Below are 18448 nucleotides of genomic sequence, written 5' to 3'. Positions count from 1 at the left end.
GCGATGTCTACGCCATCGCTCTTCATGAGACCTCGCTCCTTTCTGTCTATCTGTTGGTGCGAGGTCTCTATTTTTATCTCCACACGCGTTTTTCCTGCCACCGCCTACCAAAACTTTACGCTAACGGTTGCTGTCAGTTTCGGTCTTCTTTTCCAGATTCCTTGTAAGCTTTCTCATCGATTCGCCTCGCAACTGAACTTGATGTGCGTTGTGAATGATCCTGCCCAGAATTGCATCAGCGATAGTTGAATCCCCCAGACATTGATGCCAGTGCTCTATGGGAAGCTGACTGGCCACCAGCGTAGAGCAGCGCCGAGAACGATCCTCGAGCACTTCCAAGAGGTCACGGGTTTCGCCGGGAACGGGATTGGTCAGTCCCCAATCATCGAGAATGAGCAGCTGTACTTTCCTAAGCTCCTTGAGAAGCTTAAAGTACCGTCCATCCCCCTCGTGGCTTTGTTCTGCTGATCCAACATTGTTCGGCGATGGAAGGAAGTCTTTTCGTGGTAAGGGAAGAAAACATCGGAGGTAAGCCAATGAATGATCTTGCTTCGTGGGGTAACTTAGCGATTACTTTCTTGGCGTTAGTTGTTTCTGGTGTTTCCTTGAGTAAGAGCAGCCGTGCACAGAATGAAGCAAATAAGTTACAACAAAAGCTGGTTCAAATTGAAGAGCAACGAGAACGTGACCGAACAACTGAGTTGCTTCAAGCAGACTTACATGCAACTCTTGTTAAGGACGATAAGAGTTATAGACTCCTACTAGTTAACTCTGGTAAGGCGAAAGCACAGAACCTTCGAATCAGATTGGACCGAGTGCCATTAGAAAACCATTGTGCTTTTGCCGGACAACCTGCACCTCCGCATATCGGGCCCAATTCTCAAGCATCTATTCACTTGGCGATTGCTTTGGATTGCAGACCACCATATGAAATCGAAGTGAAATGGGATGATGACTTTGGTAAAGACAGAGTTTATGAAAGTACGCTGACGTTCTGAACACGGGAGGCCCTATATCGATTCTCTCTTGCAGCCCTGGTGAAGATCACCATTCTTCTCGTATCCCCTATACCACCGAGCCAGCGAAGTGCGGCTGGGATAGCCTAGTTCCCGAATCGTATGAGCAGCACTCAGATCCTACTGGATGTACAGCTGGATTGCTCTCATTCGTTCTTCATTGGAGTACATGGACATCCCGCTGTCTGTCTCAAGTATAGGTTTTTGTCTGCCCCCCAAACTCACCACACCGAAAGTGCATGGATTAGGCATTGTCTCACTCAAGGGAAGTGCAGGCGCACCGAGTTTGACCAACACGCCTTTCCTTAATGCCCCTTTAAGTATTGCGAGAGGAAAGATAATGGCCCAAATGCCGACGTCCTGAAGATATCTCTTCATGCTGTTCCTCACTCTGCTCAGCATCCTTCAGCATTTTTCGGTTATACTCGGCGGCACGGAGACGAGACAGCTTCTCTGGGTCGAAGAAGTTCCTTGACGATGACATCAGCTGAATCCAATGATCGGGATTGACCGTAAGAAATGCCGGCAGAGATCTTGAAGCTACTGGAGATAGTGAAGGGAGCGGAAATGTGGCGAGGGATATCAGTCTCGCGGGGATGGTCCTCAAGAACGAGTGCTTTACCGATCTGGACTTCAGCGGAGTCTCCTTTGAAGAGGCTGAGTTATACAACTGTCGGTTTCTTCGCTGCAGTTTCCACGGGCAAGACTGGTTGAGAGCAAGACCGTTGGCTGCCTGTTTGATGAATGCGACTTCTCCAGCGCTGCCCTGGGGGCTTCTGAACACAGCGAGACCAGCTTCACAAACTGCGGATTTCGGGAGGCCAAGCTCTTTGACACGGTGTTCCGGTAGTGTCGACTGTTGGGAAGCAATTTCGAAGACGCGTTTCTTGCCGGGTGTAAGATTGTGAAGGGCGATTTGTCCTATGTAAACTTGCGCAGGCAGGACCTGCGGAGTCAGGAACTACACGAAGTAAAATTGGTAGGGGCGGATTTGTCAGGATGCAATCTTGAGAAGGCGGATCTTTCGGGTGCGGACTTGTCCCAAGCAAGCCTGGAAAGGGCAAGACGGCGAGGGCTGATTTGCGGGGAGCCATCGTTACCGGGGTAGACTTCGACAGTTGGATATTACCGACGTGAGGGTTGATATAACCTTTGCCGCAGCCTTTGTCAGGGTCCACGGCGCAAACCTGCATGAGGGATAGAGGCTGTAGATGCGGCGGGGCATGGCGGAGAATCCAGCCATGTCCTTTTGCGCAGTCTGCGGTGAATCTGCACCGATTGCTCCACCGCAGCTTTTTGTCTCTGAGCGCGGTGGGCCCACCTTTGCCTATGTGTTGGTCCGAGTCAGCTGTTCTTGCTCTTTAGACTGCAGGACTAGAAGAAGCTGAGGGCGCCGTGTATTACGGTTAATTCGATCACCGAATTCGGTCTAATCAGGGGTGAGGGTATTTCTCTAGACTTGGTTATGCTGCTAGCCAAGGCTTCGTCGATACTCGATCGGACTCACTGCTCTCAGCGAGATCTTGAGGCGGCTTTCGCTGTACCAATGCTAGAGATCATCCAACTCCGCTATGAACCCCTCCAGAGAAACTCCTTCAGAACATTTCAATCTTCCATGTTCCAAAGGAATCCTTCCCAGGCAGTGTTCTCTGGGGCGCATCTCTTCCGCGTATTTGATATACAGCTTCACAGTTCTGGTGCCTTTCTCCTATTAGGACACCGTCATCATTCCGACTGTCTCAAGGCAAGGTTTTTCTCCGCACCCTCATCTCTGAAGTTCATAACGGCCAATAATGCTCTACCCGATTTCGGAGTTTCTTCAGCGCTCTTTTCTCTATCTGTCGCACCCTTTCCCGTGTGACCCCTAGAACCTCCCCCACTTGCTGCAGCGTGCGGTTTTGATCATCGTCTAGGCCGAAACGCAATCTAATTACAGTCTGCTCTCGATCCGATAATGTGGCGACTAGGTCGTTTATTGCTTCCTTTCGGAAGTTGGTCATGGCTACACTTTCAACATCTATGTATTCGTCATTAACCTGAGCAATTGGTTCATGGGTCGCGCCTGCGATGAAGTCCATCAGCTCGGAGTCGTCTTCGGATACTGGAGCATCTAACGATGCAAGACTGAGGAATCGATAACTGTATTTCTTAGTCTCCAGGTACTTGTCTAGTGTCAATTCTAACTCTGTGCACAGCTGATCAACATCAATGGTTTCGGTTCGAAACGACAGCCTTTCCTCGGCGTTTCGGATTTTGTTGATGGTTTCTATTAGGTATATGGGGAGGCGCACTACAAATCCCTGCTCGCCGATTGCTCTGGATATCCTCTGTCGGACCCACCATATCGCATAGGTCGAAAACTGAGTGCCGCGAGAACGATCAAATCGCCGCGCTGCGTCCAGGAGTCCGATGAACCCTTCCTGCATAAGGTCCTCGAAGTCCAAGCTGTGGCCCAGATAGCCCACGTACCTGGATGCTTGCTGGGTCACCAGACCTCTGTTACTCAGAACTAGTTGTTCGAGTGCATACTTGTCATGGTTGTCTTGGAATCTTCCTATCAGTAGAGTGTTACTGGAATAGCGACTCTGACTTACATCATTGCCAGCATTTTTTTCTATCGGTAGTGAGAGAATATCATCTAGCGGCAAATCGTCGTCACCGACATCACCAAGCCTATGTTGTGATTCCTCCCCATTATCCTGCTCCTCTGTATGATACTTCGCTTCCGGCACACATTCTTCCGTCTCTTCTAGAGGGATGATTTCAGCAACAGCACCGCGGATCAATCTCGCTATATTAAGCAGACAGGCCGCAAGTTTGCGCTCAAGTTCCATCCGCAAATCACTTAATCGCTTCTTTGCAGTCTCGTAATCCACGCTGACTTGCCCCTTCTTTTTGTTTCTTTATCTTATATAATAATATAAAATGAACGGCAATTACACACATTTCGGACGGTGGTGGAAAAACATGGATAATTGGTCCAGGAAAATTCTTGAGAAGCACATTAGAGCGCATATGACATCTGATCGACGTACATTGCTGGTGTTTAAGGGCTTCTCACGGAGCTTCTTAGAGCAGGTGTCCTTGAAAAAGCTTGTCGACGTCCCTATTGGAGTTACGGTAGATGAACTTCAGCGTGCAAAGCCCAAGATTCTTCTAGAAGCGTTTACCAAGCTTGCACAACCTGAGAACACCATGCTTTGGGCCACTTACGAAGAATTAGTGACAATTTCCGAAAGCCATGCTGAAGCATTCGGAGAAGTAGTGGTTCTACAGAATAACCTATATGGCAAGGTCTTTCCTTGCCTTTACGAGGTTGAGGACATCGAAGGCTTATACATCCAGCATTTCGAGTCAGATGAAGAGCTGAACACCAACGAGCTGCACCCCGCCTACCAACTGTTTTGCGAATATTACGGCTCCCTTCGCAGAATTAACGAAGAGTACTACGTAACATATGCTGCGAGTTCTAAGAACGAGATTCCGTTCTATGATACAGGTGGTTCTGTAACTCACGGGAAACAGAGCATGTACGATCACTCCTGTATAGAACTTTCTGAGAATGAAGACGACTTTCTTGCACTTACATCTAAACTCCTAGAGCGACAGTATCCCCATAGTGACGTGATTGTAGCTTATTCAGGAGATTTAAGGGTCTTCTCAAATGACTACGAGTCCCGGCTGGCAATCTTGCAGCAGATCGTCGGCGACACCTATCGCATCGCGTTGGTAACCAAAACAACGGAAAAAAAGACGGAAATAGATGCTGAGAGGTATCTGAACATATTAAGACAGTATTGGGGGTATTCATCCTTCCGTGACTTGAGGATGTATAGGGATACAAATGATCCTGAGGGGTACAAGGATACCGTTTATGTCTCACAGGTGCAGATCATCGATGATGTGGTGCGGCAAGCGGAACGGTGTCTGGCGGGCCAAAGTTATAGTGATATCTTTGTTACAGCCCCTACCGGTGCCGGAAAATCCCTCATTTATCAGCTGCCAGCCATTTACCTAGCGAAAGAGTACAACGCGATGACCATAGTCATATCCCCGTTAATAGGTTTGATGTTCGATCAGGTAGATGGTCTTCAGCGGAGGGATGTTGATTTCTCTGCCACGATCAACTCGGAGCTTGCTCCATCTGAGAAGATGCAGATCATGGAGAGAATAAAAGATGGGAGAGTTTCGATTCTCTATATATCACCGGAAACGCTTCTAAGTCGCTCCGACATCCGACAGCTCATTGGTGACCGTAGGGTGGGATTATTCGTCATTGACGAAGCGCACATCGTCACCACTTGGGGCAAGTCCTTTCGCGCCGACTACTGGTACCTGGGTACATATCTTCAACGGCTGCGCAAGGAAATGCAGTTTCCGATTGCTACGTTTACCGCCACCGCAAAATATGGGGGCATAGAAGATATGTATACCGAAATCAGGGACAGTCTCAACTTGACAAACACAATCACTTATTTCGGGTACATTAAGAGAGACGATATAGACATTCGAATCCAACACAATGACAATGAGCGGAAATACAGGGAGTATCTCAATGACAAATTCAAGGTCTTGCTCGTCAGACTCACCCAGTTCCTCAAGAGGAATGAAAAGACCCTGGTGTATTTCCCGACGGTTCGACTCCTTCAGCAGTTCAAACGATATGCCCATGATTACGGCAGCCCAGAGCTTGTTGCTTCCATCGTCCTGTACTTCGGCAATTTAGATAAAGACTTGAAAAGGGAAGCATTTCAGAGATTTCGCAACAATGAAGCGTCTATTATGCTGGCTACAAAGGCCTTTGGTATGGGAATCGACATCCCTGACATTGACAATGTCTATCACTTTGCTCCCACTGGAAATGTATGCGATTATGTCCAGGAGATTGGTCGGGCGGCTCGAGAACTGAAGGAGGGACGCGCTTATTACGATTTCTTGTCACACGACTTTGTTCAAATAAATAGACTTCTCGGAATCTCTACGCTTCGAAAGCAGCAACTGGTGCAAGTCATGGCTAAGCTGCTAAGACTCATGGACGAGAACGAAGGCGGGGGAAATGCTCGACGTCTTCTTGTCAGTTCCGATGAGTTTCGCTACATATTTGAAAGAAGGAGTTCAGGAGATCAGCAAGATGATGTAGACAACAAGCTCAAGACGGCGCTTCTCATTATAGAGAAAGATTTCCTCGCCAAGATGGAATACTCTCCAATCATCGCCCGTCCCAGGGGACTGTTTGCTGCAGAGTATGTCCGTGTGAACAGAGAGATTGAACACCTGATCAAGAACGAGTATGCTCCCTATTTCGAGAAAATCAGGCACTCCCGCAGGGTGGATAACAGCTACGGCGACTTGTACAGGTTAGATATGAAAAAACTGTGGGAAACATGGTTTTCTCAACTCTCATTTCCGGAGTTTAAGTACCGTTTCTATCAGTCGGATTCCTCGCTCTCGCTTCCGTTTCTCGGTGATATACATCCGGTTCTTCGCATTGAGGTAGATCTAGGCAATGAGACTCCAGACAGCGTAATCCTGAAGGTACAGCATGCTGCTCAGACCTTCAGGGCGATCCTCGGAGACCTGCGGCGTACGCAGCGCTATTTTGGGCCAGAGGAATTGGCTCGGCTGATATCAAAAGGCATGGCTCTTGGTCGATATGCGGCAGAGAATCTCGCCTCAATTCTTCTGTCCACTATGGAAAACTATCAACAGATGCGGCGGGCAAAAAACAACTTCTTCAGAATATTCCTCACTTTCTCCGAACGAAATGGAGGCAAGTACAGGCTGGAGAACGGACACTACGAGGATTTCTTGGATTGGCTTCATACCGGCACAAGATCATTCTTTAGTAACTCAGTGCCGTTAGTGGATTCACGGAGCAGATTTGAAAGGTTTGTGTCAAAGAGCAAGCGTCGCGAAATAGATGAAACCTTCCTTGTGCTGGGAATCTTGGAGGCTCTGGGTTTGGTCGTGTACCGCTCACAGGGTGGCGACAATCCTGAAATATACATTTTTGTCAGCTCTCGCCTACAGCTTGAACGCGTGGTGAGCAATCCCGCCCGGTATCGGAATCTCATATTAGAGAATGTACACCAGCGGCACACAGCATCCGTAGCGATGCTAAGGTATCTCTTTAGCAGAGGCGTTGGTAAGGATGAGTTTTGGGATACAATTGAGGACTACTTCCTGGGTCGGATGCCATCAGAGGTTGAGGAAGAATTGAATGCCTTGATGCTGTCGTCCCAAATGGCTTCGCTGTGAGCTGTCGTTGGCTGCCTAAGAATCAATCAAGACTGTGAGCTTATCCTCGTCCTTGGTATCGGCTAATAGTATTCTCTCGTACTGTTGTTACCCCGATAAGGTAGACATCGTATTAAGACGCTTTGCTCTGATTTTCATAGAAATACGGGTTTTCGTAACCTAATGACGAATGTAACCGGTATCGATTGTAGTAGACTTCGATGTATTCAAATATCTGGTGCTTTGTTTCGGCTCTGGTTCTGTATCTGTGCAAGTACACTAATTCGGTCTTGAGGGTATGGAAAAAGGATTCTGCACAGGCATTGTCCCAACAGTTTCCTTTTCTACTCATATTACTAATAAACCCGTGCTTTCGCAGCAGTTCCTGATACTCGTGACTAGCGTACTGACTGCCTCGATCGGAGTGATGCACGAGTCCTGGTGCTGGTCTCCGTCGATCTATAGCGTGCTTCAGTGCATCAATAGCCGATTGTTTGGTCATCTTTTGTCCATGGACCAGCCAACAATTGCACGAGCGTATGACCGGAGCATCTACCGAAAAGTCTTGATTAACGATATTGGAGCGATTGGAAACTTATGATTTGAATTAGTAGTAGCTCGGAATTTCCGCTTTGTCTTAGCTTGGATGCCCTTTTCCCGCATCAATCTAGCTACTCGATTTCGACCACACTGAATACCCTCTTTTCGAAGCTGAGCGGCTACTCGAGGGTAACCATATAGGCTACGGGACTGCTGGTAAACACGTTTGATATGTTTGAGCAAACTTTGATTATCCTGGGCTCCATGTTAGCTTCTTTCGTGGATCGCGTGGTGACTCCTTTTTCTGTGTAACCATGGAATCCTACATTGCCGCCAACTGCATTTTTTTCTGCCAAGCTTTAGGCTACAGCTTTATTCGTCCGGCCTTCGTCATGATACCCTCGTGTTTTCACGATTGTCTCCAGTTTCGTCAAGTTTGCTCAATCCTCGAAGGTAAATTGGTTGGGATTACCAAGCAAACTCTGGAAAGCGAGCGTTATTCTGTTTTCACTTCGCTATTTGTAGAAACCTTTCGGCACCGATTATGTTCATGTTAATATGGCTATTAACAATGGGATACTGCCGCATACTCAAAAAACGGGCTGCATCCTCTTCCCCTCAAGGTAGGGGCTTTTTTCTTCTCACAGCGGCCCGTTACCGCCACTTAGGCCAATCGCTTACTTTCTTGAATTCTGTCAAGGTGCCGTGGCCTTGATGTTTACTCGATTCATGCTGTTGCAGATAACTGAAGAGCCTTGCAGTGGTATCTTCCTAGGTGGAAGGATTTGGTTTTGCGTAAACGGAAGCTTATTCGATGACTACTATCCTTTGCCGGACTTAGTGTTCGGCTGGGGTATTTCCGACGAGGAGGGAGGAGTTCTAGTGGAATGAAAAGCGATGAGATTGGATGCAGACCGGACTTACCACACTTGCATACGCCTAAATTACGCCTAAATGTTGAGGGGAGGAGTGGAAACGGTGAACCCTTGGGTGGACTATCTGGAGAGCATTGACCGTGAGCAGAGGTTGCGGCTCATTAACGAATTTGGCCTTTCAATTCAGGGATTTAGAAAGGGAGCCAAGAATATACCAGACCCTTTGGTTCTACAAGTACTTAAGGACATACCTCAGAGATACAAAAAGAGATTTCGAAATTGGTTCGAATCAGAGTATGGCCAGCTGCTGCGAGAGACTGCAGAATGCCCTGTTGATCAGATTGGGGAGAGCGGGCGAGGCTGGTTAGAAAAATACCCAACAAGTATCATAAAACTCGCCCTTCTGGTCAGTGGTAGGAAAGACACTGATGCTGCTTTGCAGAGATTAGAATCCGCTATTCAGGATAATGGGCAACAGACTACTGGGCAAGCAGATTGTGAAACTGAAAAAAAGATCCACTCCCTCGAGGAGCGGCTATCCCAGCTGGAACAGCGGCTGCATGAGCTGGAAACCGAAAACAAGAATTTACAGGCTCAAAACAAAAAACTTCAGAGCGAACGCATGAGCCTACAGAATAAGATAACCAGGAATCAGAAGGAGTACCAAGACAAACTCGACAAAGAGCGTGAACGCTCAGTTGCTTGGCAGCAGAAATATGAAGAACGTGTGGCGGAAATAAAGCACAAAGATGAGGAACTTGATCAGGTTGTCCGATTGCTCCAGGATACGGAACAACAACTAACAGCCAAGTCTAGGAGAATCGATGAACTGGAAAAGGATTTGCAGTCAAATGTAGGTAAGCTGGAAGAGCAACGAAGACTACTGGATGTATATAAAGCGCTGAATCAGACCTCGGAGAATGTCGAGGATAAGAACATTCCGACGGTGCTTGTGGTGGGAGTAGAGTTCCCTCGAGTACAAATGAAAATCGGTGAGACGACATATGTACTAGAGGGTATCGCCGACTACCAGAAGGAAAGTGATCTGGCAGAATTATGTAAGGACTATGAACGAATAGTAATGCTTTCTTTGTGCCATCACAGAGTAAGGATTCAGCTAAATCGACTTTGCGGAACTAGGCTGAGGGAGATACCAAGTATATACCAATTAAGGGACGCTCTTGTCAATGAGAGGGGACTCGTATCATGAGTAATCAGAAGTTCAACTGTCTATTAGCTGGTCGGTTGGCATCCCAAGACGAAATGGAACCCTTTCGCAAACCGGCTTTCGTAAATAATGCTGATTCAGTTCAATTTGCTGTATCAGTTGTTTCTGATGCACCGGAGCACTTGATCAACATAAAACTCTATACGTGTTGGGAAAATAAACTGGTTCAGTATGGGTACGTGGAAAACAGAGCGCTGTCCGCTCAGGAACGTGTCTACCAGCTGGAGGAGTTTCTCAAACAGAAGATCATCCTCTTTCAGCCGCAACTGAGGACGGACTATTTACGAAACGAACAGTTCGATATCGCCGAGCCCAAGTTCCTTCTCAGCGCCTCACCACAAGTGGCTAACGCAGAGCGGCTGGTCCCGATCCTGCATGTAAGAGCAAAGAATGAGGAGTTCGAGGAGAGGATCTGGAATCGGCGCCATATTGCGTTGGGACAAGCCTTCATGTCTGGTATGCCTCTTCCTGATCCGATTTCGGTATTAGTCGTAAATGAAGCTGGTTACTTCATGTATGGTTACTTTGAAACGCTCCGGTTTGATCGCGCTGGATGGGTTGTGTCAGGGGAGAACGTCAAAAGGCTGCACCTAGAGCCGGAGTTTGTTGAGCAGTTCATCCTCCCCCATGAAGATATCGCGCTGGTAGAGTCCAACGCCTTTCTTGGTTCCCTATATGGTGAAATGGCAGACAAGTGGGAGTCTGTTTCTCCAAGCAGCTCACCGATCACGCTTCCAACGGCAGACTTCATACCATCCTCAGAGGATGAAGGACAGCCGTTTCAGGTAGAAGTGGCTAGTACCGCTGAGTCCACTCTTGATTCACTGCCCCGGGAAGGAAGCCACAGACCTCCTGCAGAGTCATCAGCTCAAAGCCAGATATCTGTCGTCACTTCATCGACCCGACAAGATGATGACTCTGAGGAAAACTTCATTGAGTATCTCCGCCAGTTGGCTCAAGCTAAAGCATTGCTTTACGATCAGGAGGACTTGATTAGTTTCCATACGGCCCTAAAGGCCGGCGGCTTGGTCTTGTTGTCAGGCATGTCAGGCACCGGAAAATCTCGATTGGCCCACTTGTATGGGGAGGCTCTGGGATTATCCCCATCACAGTATTTGGTTCTCCCCGTTCAGCCAACCTGGACAGATGACAGCGATATTCTGGGTTTCTTAGACCTATCCACTAGTATATACCGTCCCGCCGATACCGGCTTAGTAGATCTCCTAGTACAGGCAGAGCGCAATCCGAACCAGCTGTTCATGGTCGTCTTTGATGAAATGAACTTGGCCCGTGTTGAGCACTATTTTTCACAGTTTCTCTCTACTCTAGAAGCAGAGGAAGGAAAGCGGCAGATACGGTTATACCATGAACAGTTAGCCGACCGTGTCTACAACTCATCGGTCTATCCCCCCACAATTTCCATCGGTGGAAACCTTCTCTTTGTTGGAACCGTTAATGTAGATGAATCGACATATGCTTTCAGTGACAAGGTATTGGATCGGGCCCGTGTGATCCGGCCAAAGGTTCTATCTTTTCGTCTTCTGCAGTCTCAGCTGCAGGAGGACATCGGACCCATCCAGCGATACACAATCGACTACACAACGTACAGCAGATGGCGTCGTACCTCCCGTGACTTGCAGTTGACGGATCGGGAGATAGACTTTCTCGAGGAGTTTCATAACTGTCTTCATAGGGTTGATTTGCAGATGGGGATAGGCTATCGAACTCTAAGGCAGATTGCCGATTATATCGACAATGTTCCGCGCTCTTCAGATGGTCAACCGATGATTAACCGGGACACAGTCTTTGACTCCCAATTAGTGCAGAAAGTGTTTCCCAAAGTGCGGGGACCGCAGGAGCAATTGGGGGAGTTGATTGGTCGGTTTGTGCGCAAAGGAGAAGTCGAGGACAGCGTTCTTATCTCCTTGATGGATCAATATCAGGACGTTAGCGGGTTTGAGCAAAGTCGGAGGGAAGTTGAGAATAAGGCAAAGGAGCTTAAGCATTATGGCTACACCTCCTAAGCTTCCCTTTGCGGTGCGGATCCATGCCAGCCCAGACTCTGACGACTACTACTGGGTAGGCGAGCTTAGCAGCTTCACCCTGGATGAAAGAGACGCGGAGCCTGATCGGTTGTATCTCACGGAGTATCGGGATTATGACCTGGAGTTTGTATCCCGCGATGGTGAGCCGCCGGAGGACGCACGACTTTACCTCGGTGGTTTTGATGTCTTAGTTCATCCTGAGTTAGCCACCGATGGTGGTAGTGCCTATATTCCCTGTGGGACCCGGGTTAGAATAAGCAGACGGGACGAGACGGACTTTCCATGGCAACCGGGCAACTATGGAGTGAGAGTAGATTGGGATGGAACGTCCTACTACACCGTCCTTAACGTAAAGCCGAAGGACTTAAGTGATGATCAGCTGCAGCAGATGCGAAGAGAACTGGAAAAGTATGTGGTAGGCCTAACTCTGGATCTGATTCGCAAGAACCAGGGCATTGGTCAATCCGATGTTGCTTCTCGGTTGCCTATCAGGTTTTATCAATATCAGCTGTTGGAAAAGCACTTTGCCCGTCTTTATGAGGCGTTGATCGATATCCTGCGACGACCAAAGCACGAGGTCAGAAGGATTCATGAGGTGGTTTCAGCCCACAATGCTTACAAAGTGGACAGAGAGTCCTACCGCTGGCTAAACTCCTATGCAGGTTATTCTCGAAATGAGGGAGGAGTCGACAGATCTGCCCGAAGTGTATTAGCGCCCAAGCGAATTGTAGACTATGATCTACCAGAAAACCGTTGGGTAAAGAGAATACTCCTTAATCTCATTGGGATTATAGAGGAGATTGCTGACTCTCTTGAAGCATACATGGAGGTAGAGCAGGGCAGAAGACTTCTGAAGCCTGAGGAGCAGCTGGATAAAGCGCGTGGGCTTCAGGCTAAACTGCGGCTCATACTAAATGACCCCCTGTTTGAAGAGGTTACCGTGGACCACGGCATGCTGCCATATACCCCGGCCTTGAGGCGAGATGGGCGCTATCGGATGCTGTACAAGTTCTGGTGGGATCTTGTGCATCACTCAGAAATAAGAGTGGATGCCTCCTTTGAATACCAGTGGAAGAAAACTGACCTTCTGTGGGAGTATTGGTCCTTTGCGAGAACCCTCCAAGCCCTGCAGAGGCTGGATTTCGAGCCTGTGAGTGGGTGGATCTATGATAAGCACTGGCAGTTTCCGGAAAGGGTATTCATTCCCTCGATTCCACCGGGCACTAAGGTGACAATGTGTCGTAATAGCGGCTCCCAGAGGATCGAGGTATACTATAATCAGCGGCTGCCCCATTCCGACGAGGAAGCACGGGAAATGCATCTACCGGTGTTTGTCGAAGGAAAGCACGATTGTCCTGATGTCCGGATTGACTGTTATACCGGGGATGAGTATCGCTTTTCATTGATCGTAGAGGCAAAATACAGGAAGTCCCGGTATATCTGGGATGACGCTCTTGAAGACTCTCACTCTACGTGGACTCAAGTGATGCATCAACTGCGATCTTACCGGACAGATATCTCCAGAGTAGCAGACCCAATGCAGAGAGCAGTAAAGAATGTGGTGGTCATATATCCCAGGGGAGATCTCGGTGAGATCCATGATACCGGGAGATACATCACTCTAGTAAAACTTGTCCCAGGAGACAGCGATGATCACTATGTACAGTGTCTTAATGAACTGCTGGAAGCAGGGGCAACATGGTGATAAGGATGGTTAACTGTAGCAAGAGGGTACGGGAACATAGCGACAGTCCCCGTAGTGGTTTGAAGTCGTAGCGTGCCTTTATCTGTCTACAGCGGGTTGTCTGGGTATAGCCAGTTGCAATGCGTATGGAGTTTCGAAGGCGATAGTGCAAAGCTGCTGTATAGCCGGAAATAGCTGCAAAAAGTAGAAGGAAGGAGTCACCCCTGGGTCAGTGGACGACTATAGAGTCCTCGGAGGTGAAACCTTCCTTCTTCAGGTATTTGATGCTCTTAATTAAGTACTGCTCCAATCTATGTTCGGTTTCTGCAACCAGGCTTCCCACCACTGAGGTTAATCAACCAATTTCCTAATTCTAGCCACTGCTATTGGTGATAACAGAGTTGTAAGAACAACAATAATCCATAGGTTTCCGCCAAGGAAATTATACGCCGCGAATAAATCTGAAAGGCTGCCGCCATCGCTTAGAATCATACCTAAATCGAATAAGTTCGTGAGTAGGAACCATAAAACCCCAAATACAAGGTATTCTTTCTTGCCGCAACTACCTATTTTAGGAATCAAAAGATACGCTACACCGAAAATGCAAAGGCTTAATATGATCCCGCTCAGGGGAAGGGCAATTGCACCGAGTTTGACCACTACACTCTCTCTTAGTACACCATTTAGTATGGCTATCGGAACGATAATCACCCAAATGGTAGCGGCCTGAAGATATCTTTTCATTATTCCCTCTCCCTAACTCTGATCAGCATTTTCCTGATTATACCATAGGATACCAATGGCTACATGGTCGAACACTGTAATATTTTCCGAGATGACGAAAGTTACAGGTGGGTCGGAAAATAGTATCAAAGCTGTCTTGGAGGCAACGAGTAACCGCCTATGTAGTCTTCTGTAGATAGAAGGTCCATAGGCGGTCTGCTTGTTGTTCCGGAACTTATTGTGGATCCTAGTCGTCTTCCGGATCTTCGTCCTCGCCCCAGAAGTCTGTTCCCTGGTAACGTTTGGGGTTGTCCCTAATTTCCTCGTAGGGATCCTCTCCCTGGTAGTACATCCACTCTTCTTGGGACATATGCTCCTCCCAAATCCGCATCAATTCCTCGTATTCTTCGCTATATGGCTCTGGCGTGTACGTGGTCGGCCCTACATTCACAGAACCGAATTGCCTTTTCTTCTTTGGTGGTAACCGTCGCTGGGGTCCGGGTGAAGGCTTGTTGGGTGTAGCCTTAGGGGAGGGGCCTTGGGCACGAGCTTGCTTTGCCTGTCGCAGTTCTTCAAGTCTTTGCTTGGCTTCTTCCAGTCCGGCGATTTCAAAGTCGGGTGTGATTTTGCGAAGGTGCGACTGATAGCGTTCCGCGCAGTTGCAGCCGATATACCGCCTGGCGCCTGTGTCGAGATTTTCGAGGACAAGGACATTTATGAGTCCCTGGGCAACTGGGGCCCTACTCGTACTAGGCCATTCACACAAGGCACAGTGGATACGATCTTCCGGACTGGCTCGGAACTTGTCGGTGATCTCCAATTTCTGTCCAGGCTTCCAGAAGTCCCGTAGGTTCTTTTCAATGTAACGGGCGTAATCTTCGTCCGTCACCTTTTCCACCCCGCTTTTATCAGATTGCTTGGCCACAATCGGCACGGTGTCTGCCGCTTCGGTGATCATGTGCTCATGTCATTCTATGCGGCATAAAAACAAATATGACCGATTCTTAGCAGTGGGTATCGAGGGTGGTAAGGGTACAAATACAGAGTTTTCCGTCTAACGGTACACAGGGGGAAACCGTCCGGTAAATGCTAACCAAGGCCCCTCGTTACGCTGCCAGCTAACATAATACGGCCTCACCTGGCATGAGTGAGGCCGTAAACACTATGGTATTGTTGTACCTTCTACTAGCGGTCCGCTTCCACTGTGTAATAGATCGTAGCGGTGTACTTTCCAGCTACGGCATCAGTCCAATTCGGGAAACTTCCATCCTTCAACAGGAATCTGTAGGGCAGAGTATACATACCGGCTGCAAGTCCGAACTCGTCAACACCCTCACCGGGACTGTAAGAACGCCCATTGGCAACAAACTCGATAGCTTCATTGATATCGTAAGCTTCTTCGCCGTTTTCCGTCACAAACTTGGTTGAACTAACGGAGACTTTAATCGGAATATTGGCTTCGACCTTTACGCTACCGACCGGTTGGCCTAGCAAGACCCATTTTCTAGCCTCTCTCACTAACTGCAAGTTGATATGGGTGGGAGCAACCACCTCAACGGACTCCTGCACAGTCAAGTTCACCGGAATTGCCTTTTCCCCAGCGAAAGCGATGGACGACATCACCAATAACAACATTCCAACCAGAATAAGCGTTTTTCTCATCTCATTTCCTCCTTGTCTTGAGGGCTTCTTGGATAGCATAGACTGAGAGGCTCAGAGGAAAGTCAGACTAATGCAAAAACGCCCGGAAATCTTGGCCGTTTTGTCGGATAACTCTCAAGGCCGAGATTCGAGCTTCCGAGACGAGTTAATGAAGGGAGTACGGAAGACGACTGTTACCTTAGAACAGTTGAGGGAAACAGAAGAAACAGAAGAGGAACACCAACGCCGGGAAGAACAAAGAGAGCCTGAACCTGTAGCTACATGGGGCATCGCTGGGATAACTGCCCAGCTCTTTTTTATTGCAGAAACTACTGCTGGCCAAGGATGAGGCAAAGTCCGTAAAGATGAATGATCTGACTAGGGTCTGTGTAGGCAAAGCGAAGGGCAATTCCCGTTATCTGCAGGAATTTATCCAGTTAACATCAAGTAGAAGATATGGCCAGGTTAGCAGGTCTCCTCAAGAAACTGAGTACCTTGAGGCGTGCCGCTGCTCACTGCCAAGTAGGATGGCTGTTCCAGTAGACGAGGACCGAAGGGGTTAGGGGGAAGGATCATGGAGGTTTGGCCAAACTTATATCAGCAGAGTGCGTTTCTGTACGATCTTGATACCAGGGATATCGTGAAAGTGGATATTCCCTTTTACCTAGAATATGCAGCCCGATACCCTGGGAATATTCTCGAACTGGCCTGTGGGACGGGACGGGTGTCCCTTGCCCTTGCCCAGCAGGGCATGAAGGTATATGGTATAGACCGATCCGACAGCATGCTTGCAGAATTCAGGAAAAAGCTGGCTAGCCAGCCAAAGACCGTGCAGGATAACATCTGGCTCGGTAAGTATGACATGGCGAGCTTCCAGCTGGATAAGAAGTTCTCCTTGATCATTATCCCCTTTAGGGGTTTTCAAGCCCTTACTACCGACGAAGCACAAAGAGGCTGTCTGAAATGTGTCTATGAGCACCTAGAAGACCAAGGGGTATTTATCATTAACACCTTTAGACCCTATAAGAAACTCGATGAAACCTGGGTTTATCCCGAGACCGTTCAGTGGGAAACAATAAGTGGGAAACAATAGATGAAAAAACTGGGAACAGGATAATCAAGAAGCATCGAGGCGTAAGGATCGATGTTATTGACCAGATTATCTATCCTGAGATGATCTATCAGATCATTAGACCCGATGGGGAAGTGCAGGAAATCCGAGATCCCCTGGAACTAAAGTATTACTATTACGACCAGCTGAGGGAATTACTGGAGTCGTCGGGGTTTGAGATCAAAGAGGAATTCGGATACTACGACAAGAGCGACATCAAAGACGGGAAAGAGCTGATATTTGTCTGCGGCAGGAAATGACCACTAGCGGTTCTATATCCGCCTTCAGACTGTGCCTTAGGCGAAAACGCTGACCTTCTTCCAGAGGCCCTGGTAGTGGTTGTTGTCGACTGTACAGGTTCCATGCCGGAGTATCCAGCAAAGTAACAAGCCGAGCAGCGCTTGCTGCCCATTGGTTTGGCAGATAAAGTCGTGCAGTACCCAAGGATAGACCGATTTCCTACAGAGATCTAAAGGAGCCAGGCCAATCCTTTGCTTGTCATTTGCGAGGAATCCAGGATACGATGCTGTGGAAAATGGGAGTTATGACGGAGGGTGTGATACTCCTACCGTATGGGGTTTTGAACCGCCGTTCTCAGTAACTTGCTAACCAACCAAAACAGTCGCTACACCTTAATGTTTCCACCTTTGTCCCCACCTTCGTTAAGTTCGCTCACCCTCGAGTCGGGTCTACCGATCAAGATTCGAGAGGGTGAGCTTATTTTTCTCTCCTTATGTTGATGGGTTTTCGCTCTTATTAAATACTTTCATGTTCAACATATGCATAAGATGTAAATGGTTCGTAAAACTGGTCAGTGCAAAAGCAGGAGGAGGCTGTAGAATGAAATTAGTGTTGGTGTTGTTATTGGCAGCGTCTCTGGGATTGACTGGATGCTCAAGTCTAGAAATAACTGACGTCGAAGGGAAGAAGTATGTTCCTAATGAGTATGAGCTCACCATCTATTGTTACCGCCAGGGGTATAACGGGGAAGAAATCCCAGTAGGCGGGTTAGATGTTGGATTGTTTCACAGGCGTGAGGATTTTGCTCCATTTAGATCGGGAACAACCGACTGGAACGGGATATACACCACTAAGGTAACAGCAGAATCTAGGCTGTATATTGGAGTCTGGAAGGATGGTATTCGGGTCCATAGACCCTTGTACACTGGTACACACGTAATACCCTACAAGCACAGCATACTTCGGATCGATGTAACTGAAGCGTTGTATAGCTATAAGTAGGGCATCTGTTCCCCTATTTTGATATCGATATCCATAAATCCCTGGGCGTAGTTGGTAACGAACGTGTACAGACCCCTAAAGAACAAAGAAGCACCTGGTTTCTCTG

Annotated in this window: 17 protein-coding genes; 10 read left to right on the top strand and 7 right to left on the bottom strand. The window is 48.1% G+C overall.

The genetic code is table 11. The features are described from left to right. Positions 1 to 120: 120 nt before the first annotated feature. The gene (locus tag GX030_07240; GenBank protein ID NLV92168.1) at positions 121 to 537 is read right to left on the bottom strand and encodes an ATP-binding protein; all 417 of its coding nucleotides are present in this window, start codon (positions 535 to 537) and stop codon (positions 121 to 123) included. Here GX030_07240 and GX030_07235 point away from each other — a divergent pair. Then, positions 537 to 998 carry a hypothetical protein gene (locus GX030_07235; GenBank protein ID NLV92167.1) on the top strand — a complete coding sequence of 154 codons (462 nt, stop codon included), beginning with the start codon at positions 537 to 539 and terminating at the stop codon, positions 996 to 998. The genes GX030_07240 and GX030_07235 overlap by 1 nt on opposite strands. Positions 999 to 1875: 877 nt before the next feature. Continuing rightward, a complete protein-coding gene (locus GX030_07230; GenBank protein ID NLV92166.1) occupies positions 1876 to 2124 on the top strand; it encodes a pentapeptide repeat-containing protein in 249 nt (82 codons plus the stop codon). Between the two features lie 670 nt (positions 2125 to 2794). Here the strand turns inward: GX030_07230 and GX030_07225 are convergent. Continuing rightward, on the bottom strand, positions 2795 to 3892 hold the full coding sequence (locus GX030_07225) for a sigma-70 family RNA polymerase sigma factor (GenBank protein ID NLV92165.1): 1098 nt from the start codon (positions 3890 to 3892) through the stop codon (positions 2795 to 2797). Between the two features lie 91 nt (positions 3893 to 3983). Between GX030_07225 and GX030_07220 the strand changes: the two genes are divergently transcribed. Beyond that, positions 3984 to 7274, top strand: coding sequence for an ATP-dependent DNA helicase RecQ (locus GX030_07220; protein NLV92164.1), 3291 nt, complete (start codon positions 3984 to 3986; stop codon positions 7272 to 7274). A 112-nt stretch (positions 7275 to 7386) separates the two neighbouring features. Here the strand turns inward: GX030_07220 and GX030_07215 are convergent, their stop codons facing one another. Next, entirely contained in the window at positions 7387 to 7755 is a 369-nt protein-coding gene (locus GX030_07215) for an IS3 family transposase (GenBank protein NLV92163.1), read from the bottom strand. A 50-nt stretch (positions 7756 to 7805) separates the two neighbouring features. Next, on the bottom strand, positions 7806 to 8036 hold the full coding sequence (locus GX030_07210; GenBank protein NLV92162.1) for a transposase: 231 nt from the start codon (positions 8034 to 8036) through the stop codon (positions 7806 to 7808). 726 nt (positions 8037 to 8762) lie between these two features. Here GX030_07210 and GX030_07205 point away from each other — a divergent pair. Genes GX030_07205 through GX030_07195 form a run of 3 tightly spaced genes read left to right on the top strand, consistent with a single transcriptional unit; the run spans position 8763 to position 13646 of the window. Beyond that, positions 8763 to 9878 (top strand): hypothetical protein, encoded by a 1116-nt coding sequence (locus GX030_07205; GenBank protein NLV92161.1) that lies wholly within the window; start codon positions 8763 to 8765, stop codon positions 9876 to 9878. Next, complete coding sequence (locus tag GX030_07200) at positions 9875 to 11920, top strand: hypothetical protein (GenBank protein ID NLV92160.1); 2046 nt, start codon at positions 9875 to 9877, stop codon at positions 11918 to 11920. Before GX030_07205 ends, GX030_07200 begins: the two co-directional genes overlap by 4 nt. Continuing rightward, on the top strand, positions 11904 to 13646 hold the full coding sequence (locus tag GX030_07195) for a DUF2357 domain-containing protein (GenBank protein NLV92159.1): 1743 nt from the start codon (positions 11904 to 11906) through the stop codon (positions 13644 to 13646). Before GX030_07200 ends, GX030_07195 begins: the two co-directional genes overlap by 17 nt. A gap of 330 nt (positions 13647 to 13976) precedes the next feature. Here GX030_07195 and GX030_07190 read toward each other — a convergent pair whose 3' ends face one another. From GX030_07190 to GX030_07180, 3 genes are all read right to left on the bottom strand, one after another. Further along, positions 13977 to 14369: a hypothetical protein gene (locus GX030_07190; GenBank protein ID NLV92158.1), complete on the bottom strand. Its 393-nt coding sequence runs from the start codon at positions 14367 to 14369 to the stop codon at positions 13977 to 13979. Between the two features lie 226 nt (positions 14370 to 14595). Beyond that, complete coding sequence (locus tag GX030_07185; GenBank protein NLV92157.1) at positions 14596 to 15306, bottom strand: hypothetical protein; 711 nt, start codon at positions 15304 to 15306, stop codon at positions 14596 to 14598. A 227-nt stretch (positions 15307 to 15533) separates the two neighbouring features. Next, complete coding sequence (locus tag GX030_07180; GenBank protein NLV92156.1) at positions 15534 to 16010, bottom strand: hypothetical protein; 477 nt, start codon at positions 16008 to 16010, stop codon at positions 15534 to 15536. Between the two features lie 70 nt (positions 16011 to 16080). Between GX030_07180 and GX030_07175 the strand changes: the two genes are divergently transcribed. The 4 genes from GX030_07175 to GX030_07160 all read left to right on the top strand — a co-directional run bounded on the left by GX030_07175 (position 16081) and on the right by GX030_07160 (position 18342). Further along, the gene (locus GX030_07175; GenBank protein ID NLV92155.1) at positions 16081 to 16338 is read left to right on the top strand and encodes a hypothetical protein; all 258 of its coding nucleotides are present in this window, start codon (positions 16081 to 16083) and stop codon (positions 16336 to 16338) included. Between the two features lie 225 nt (positions 16339 to 16563). Further along, on the top strand, positions 16564 to 17082 hold the full coding sequence (locus tag GX030_07170; protein ID NLV92154.1) for a class I SAM-dependent methyltransferase: 519 nt from the start codon (positions 16564 to 16566) through the stop codon (positions 17080 to 17082). Further along, positions 17079 to 17360 (top strand): isopentenyldiphosphate isomerase, encoded by a 282-nt coding sequence (locus GX030_07165; GenBank protein NLV92153.1) that lies wholly within the window; start codon positions 17079 to 17081, stop codon positions 17358 to 17360. Before GX030_07170 ends, GX030_07165 begins: the two co-directional genes overlap by 4 nt. 580 nt (positions 17361 to 17940) lie before the next feature. Beyond that, the gene (locus GX030_07160; GenBank protein NLV92152.1) at positions 17941 to 18342 is read left to right on the top strand and encodes a hypothetical protein; all 402 of its coding nucleotides are present in this window, start codon (positions 17941 to 17943) and stop codon (positions 18340 to 18342) included. Positions 18343 to 18448: the final 106 nt, after the last annotated feature.

The sequence above is a fragment of the Bacillota bacterium genome (assembly GCA_012727955.1).
Taxonomy (GTDB): Bacteria; Bacillota; Limnochordia; order DTU087; family JAAYGB01; genus JAAYGB01.
The sequence above is the reverse complement of the archived record's forward strand: the minus strand, read 5'-3'. Positions and strand labels throughout refer to the sequence as shown.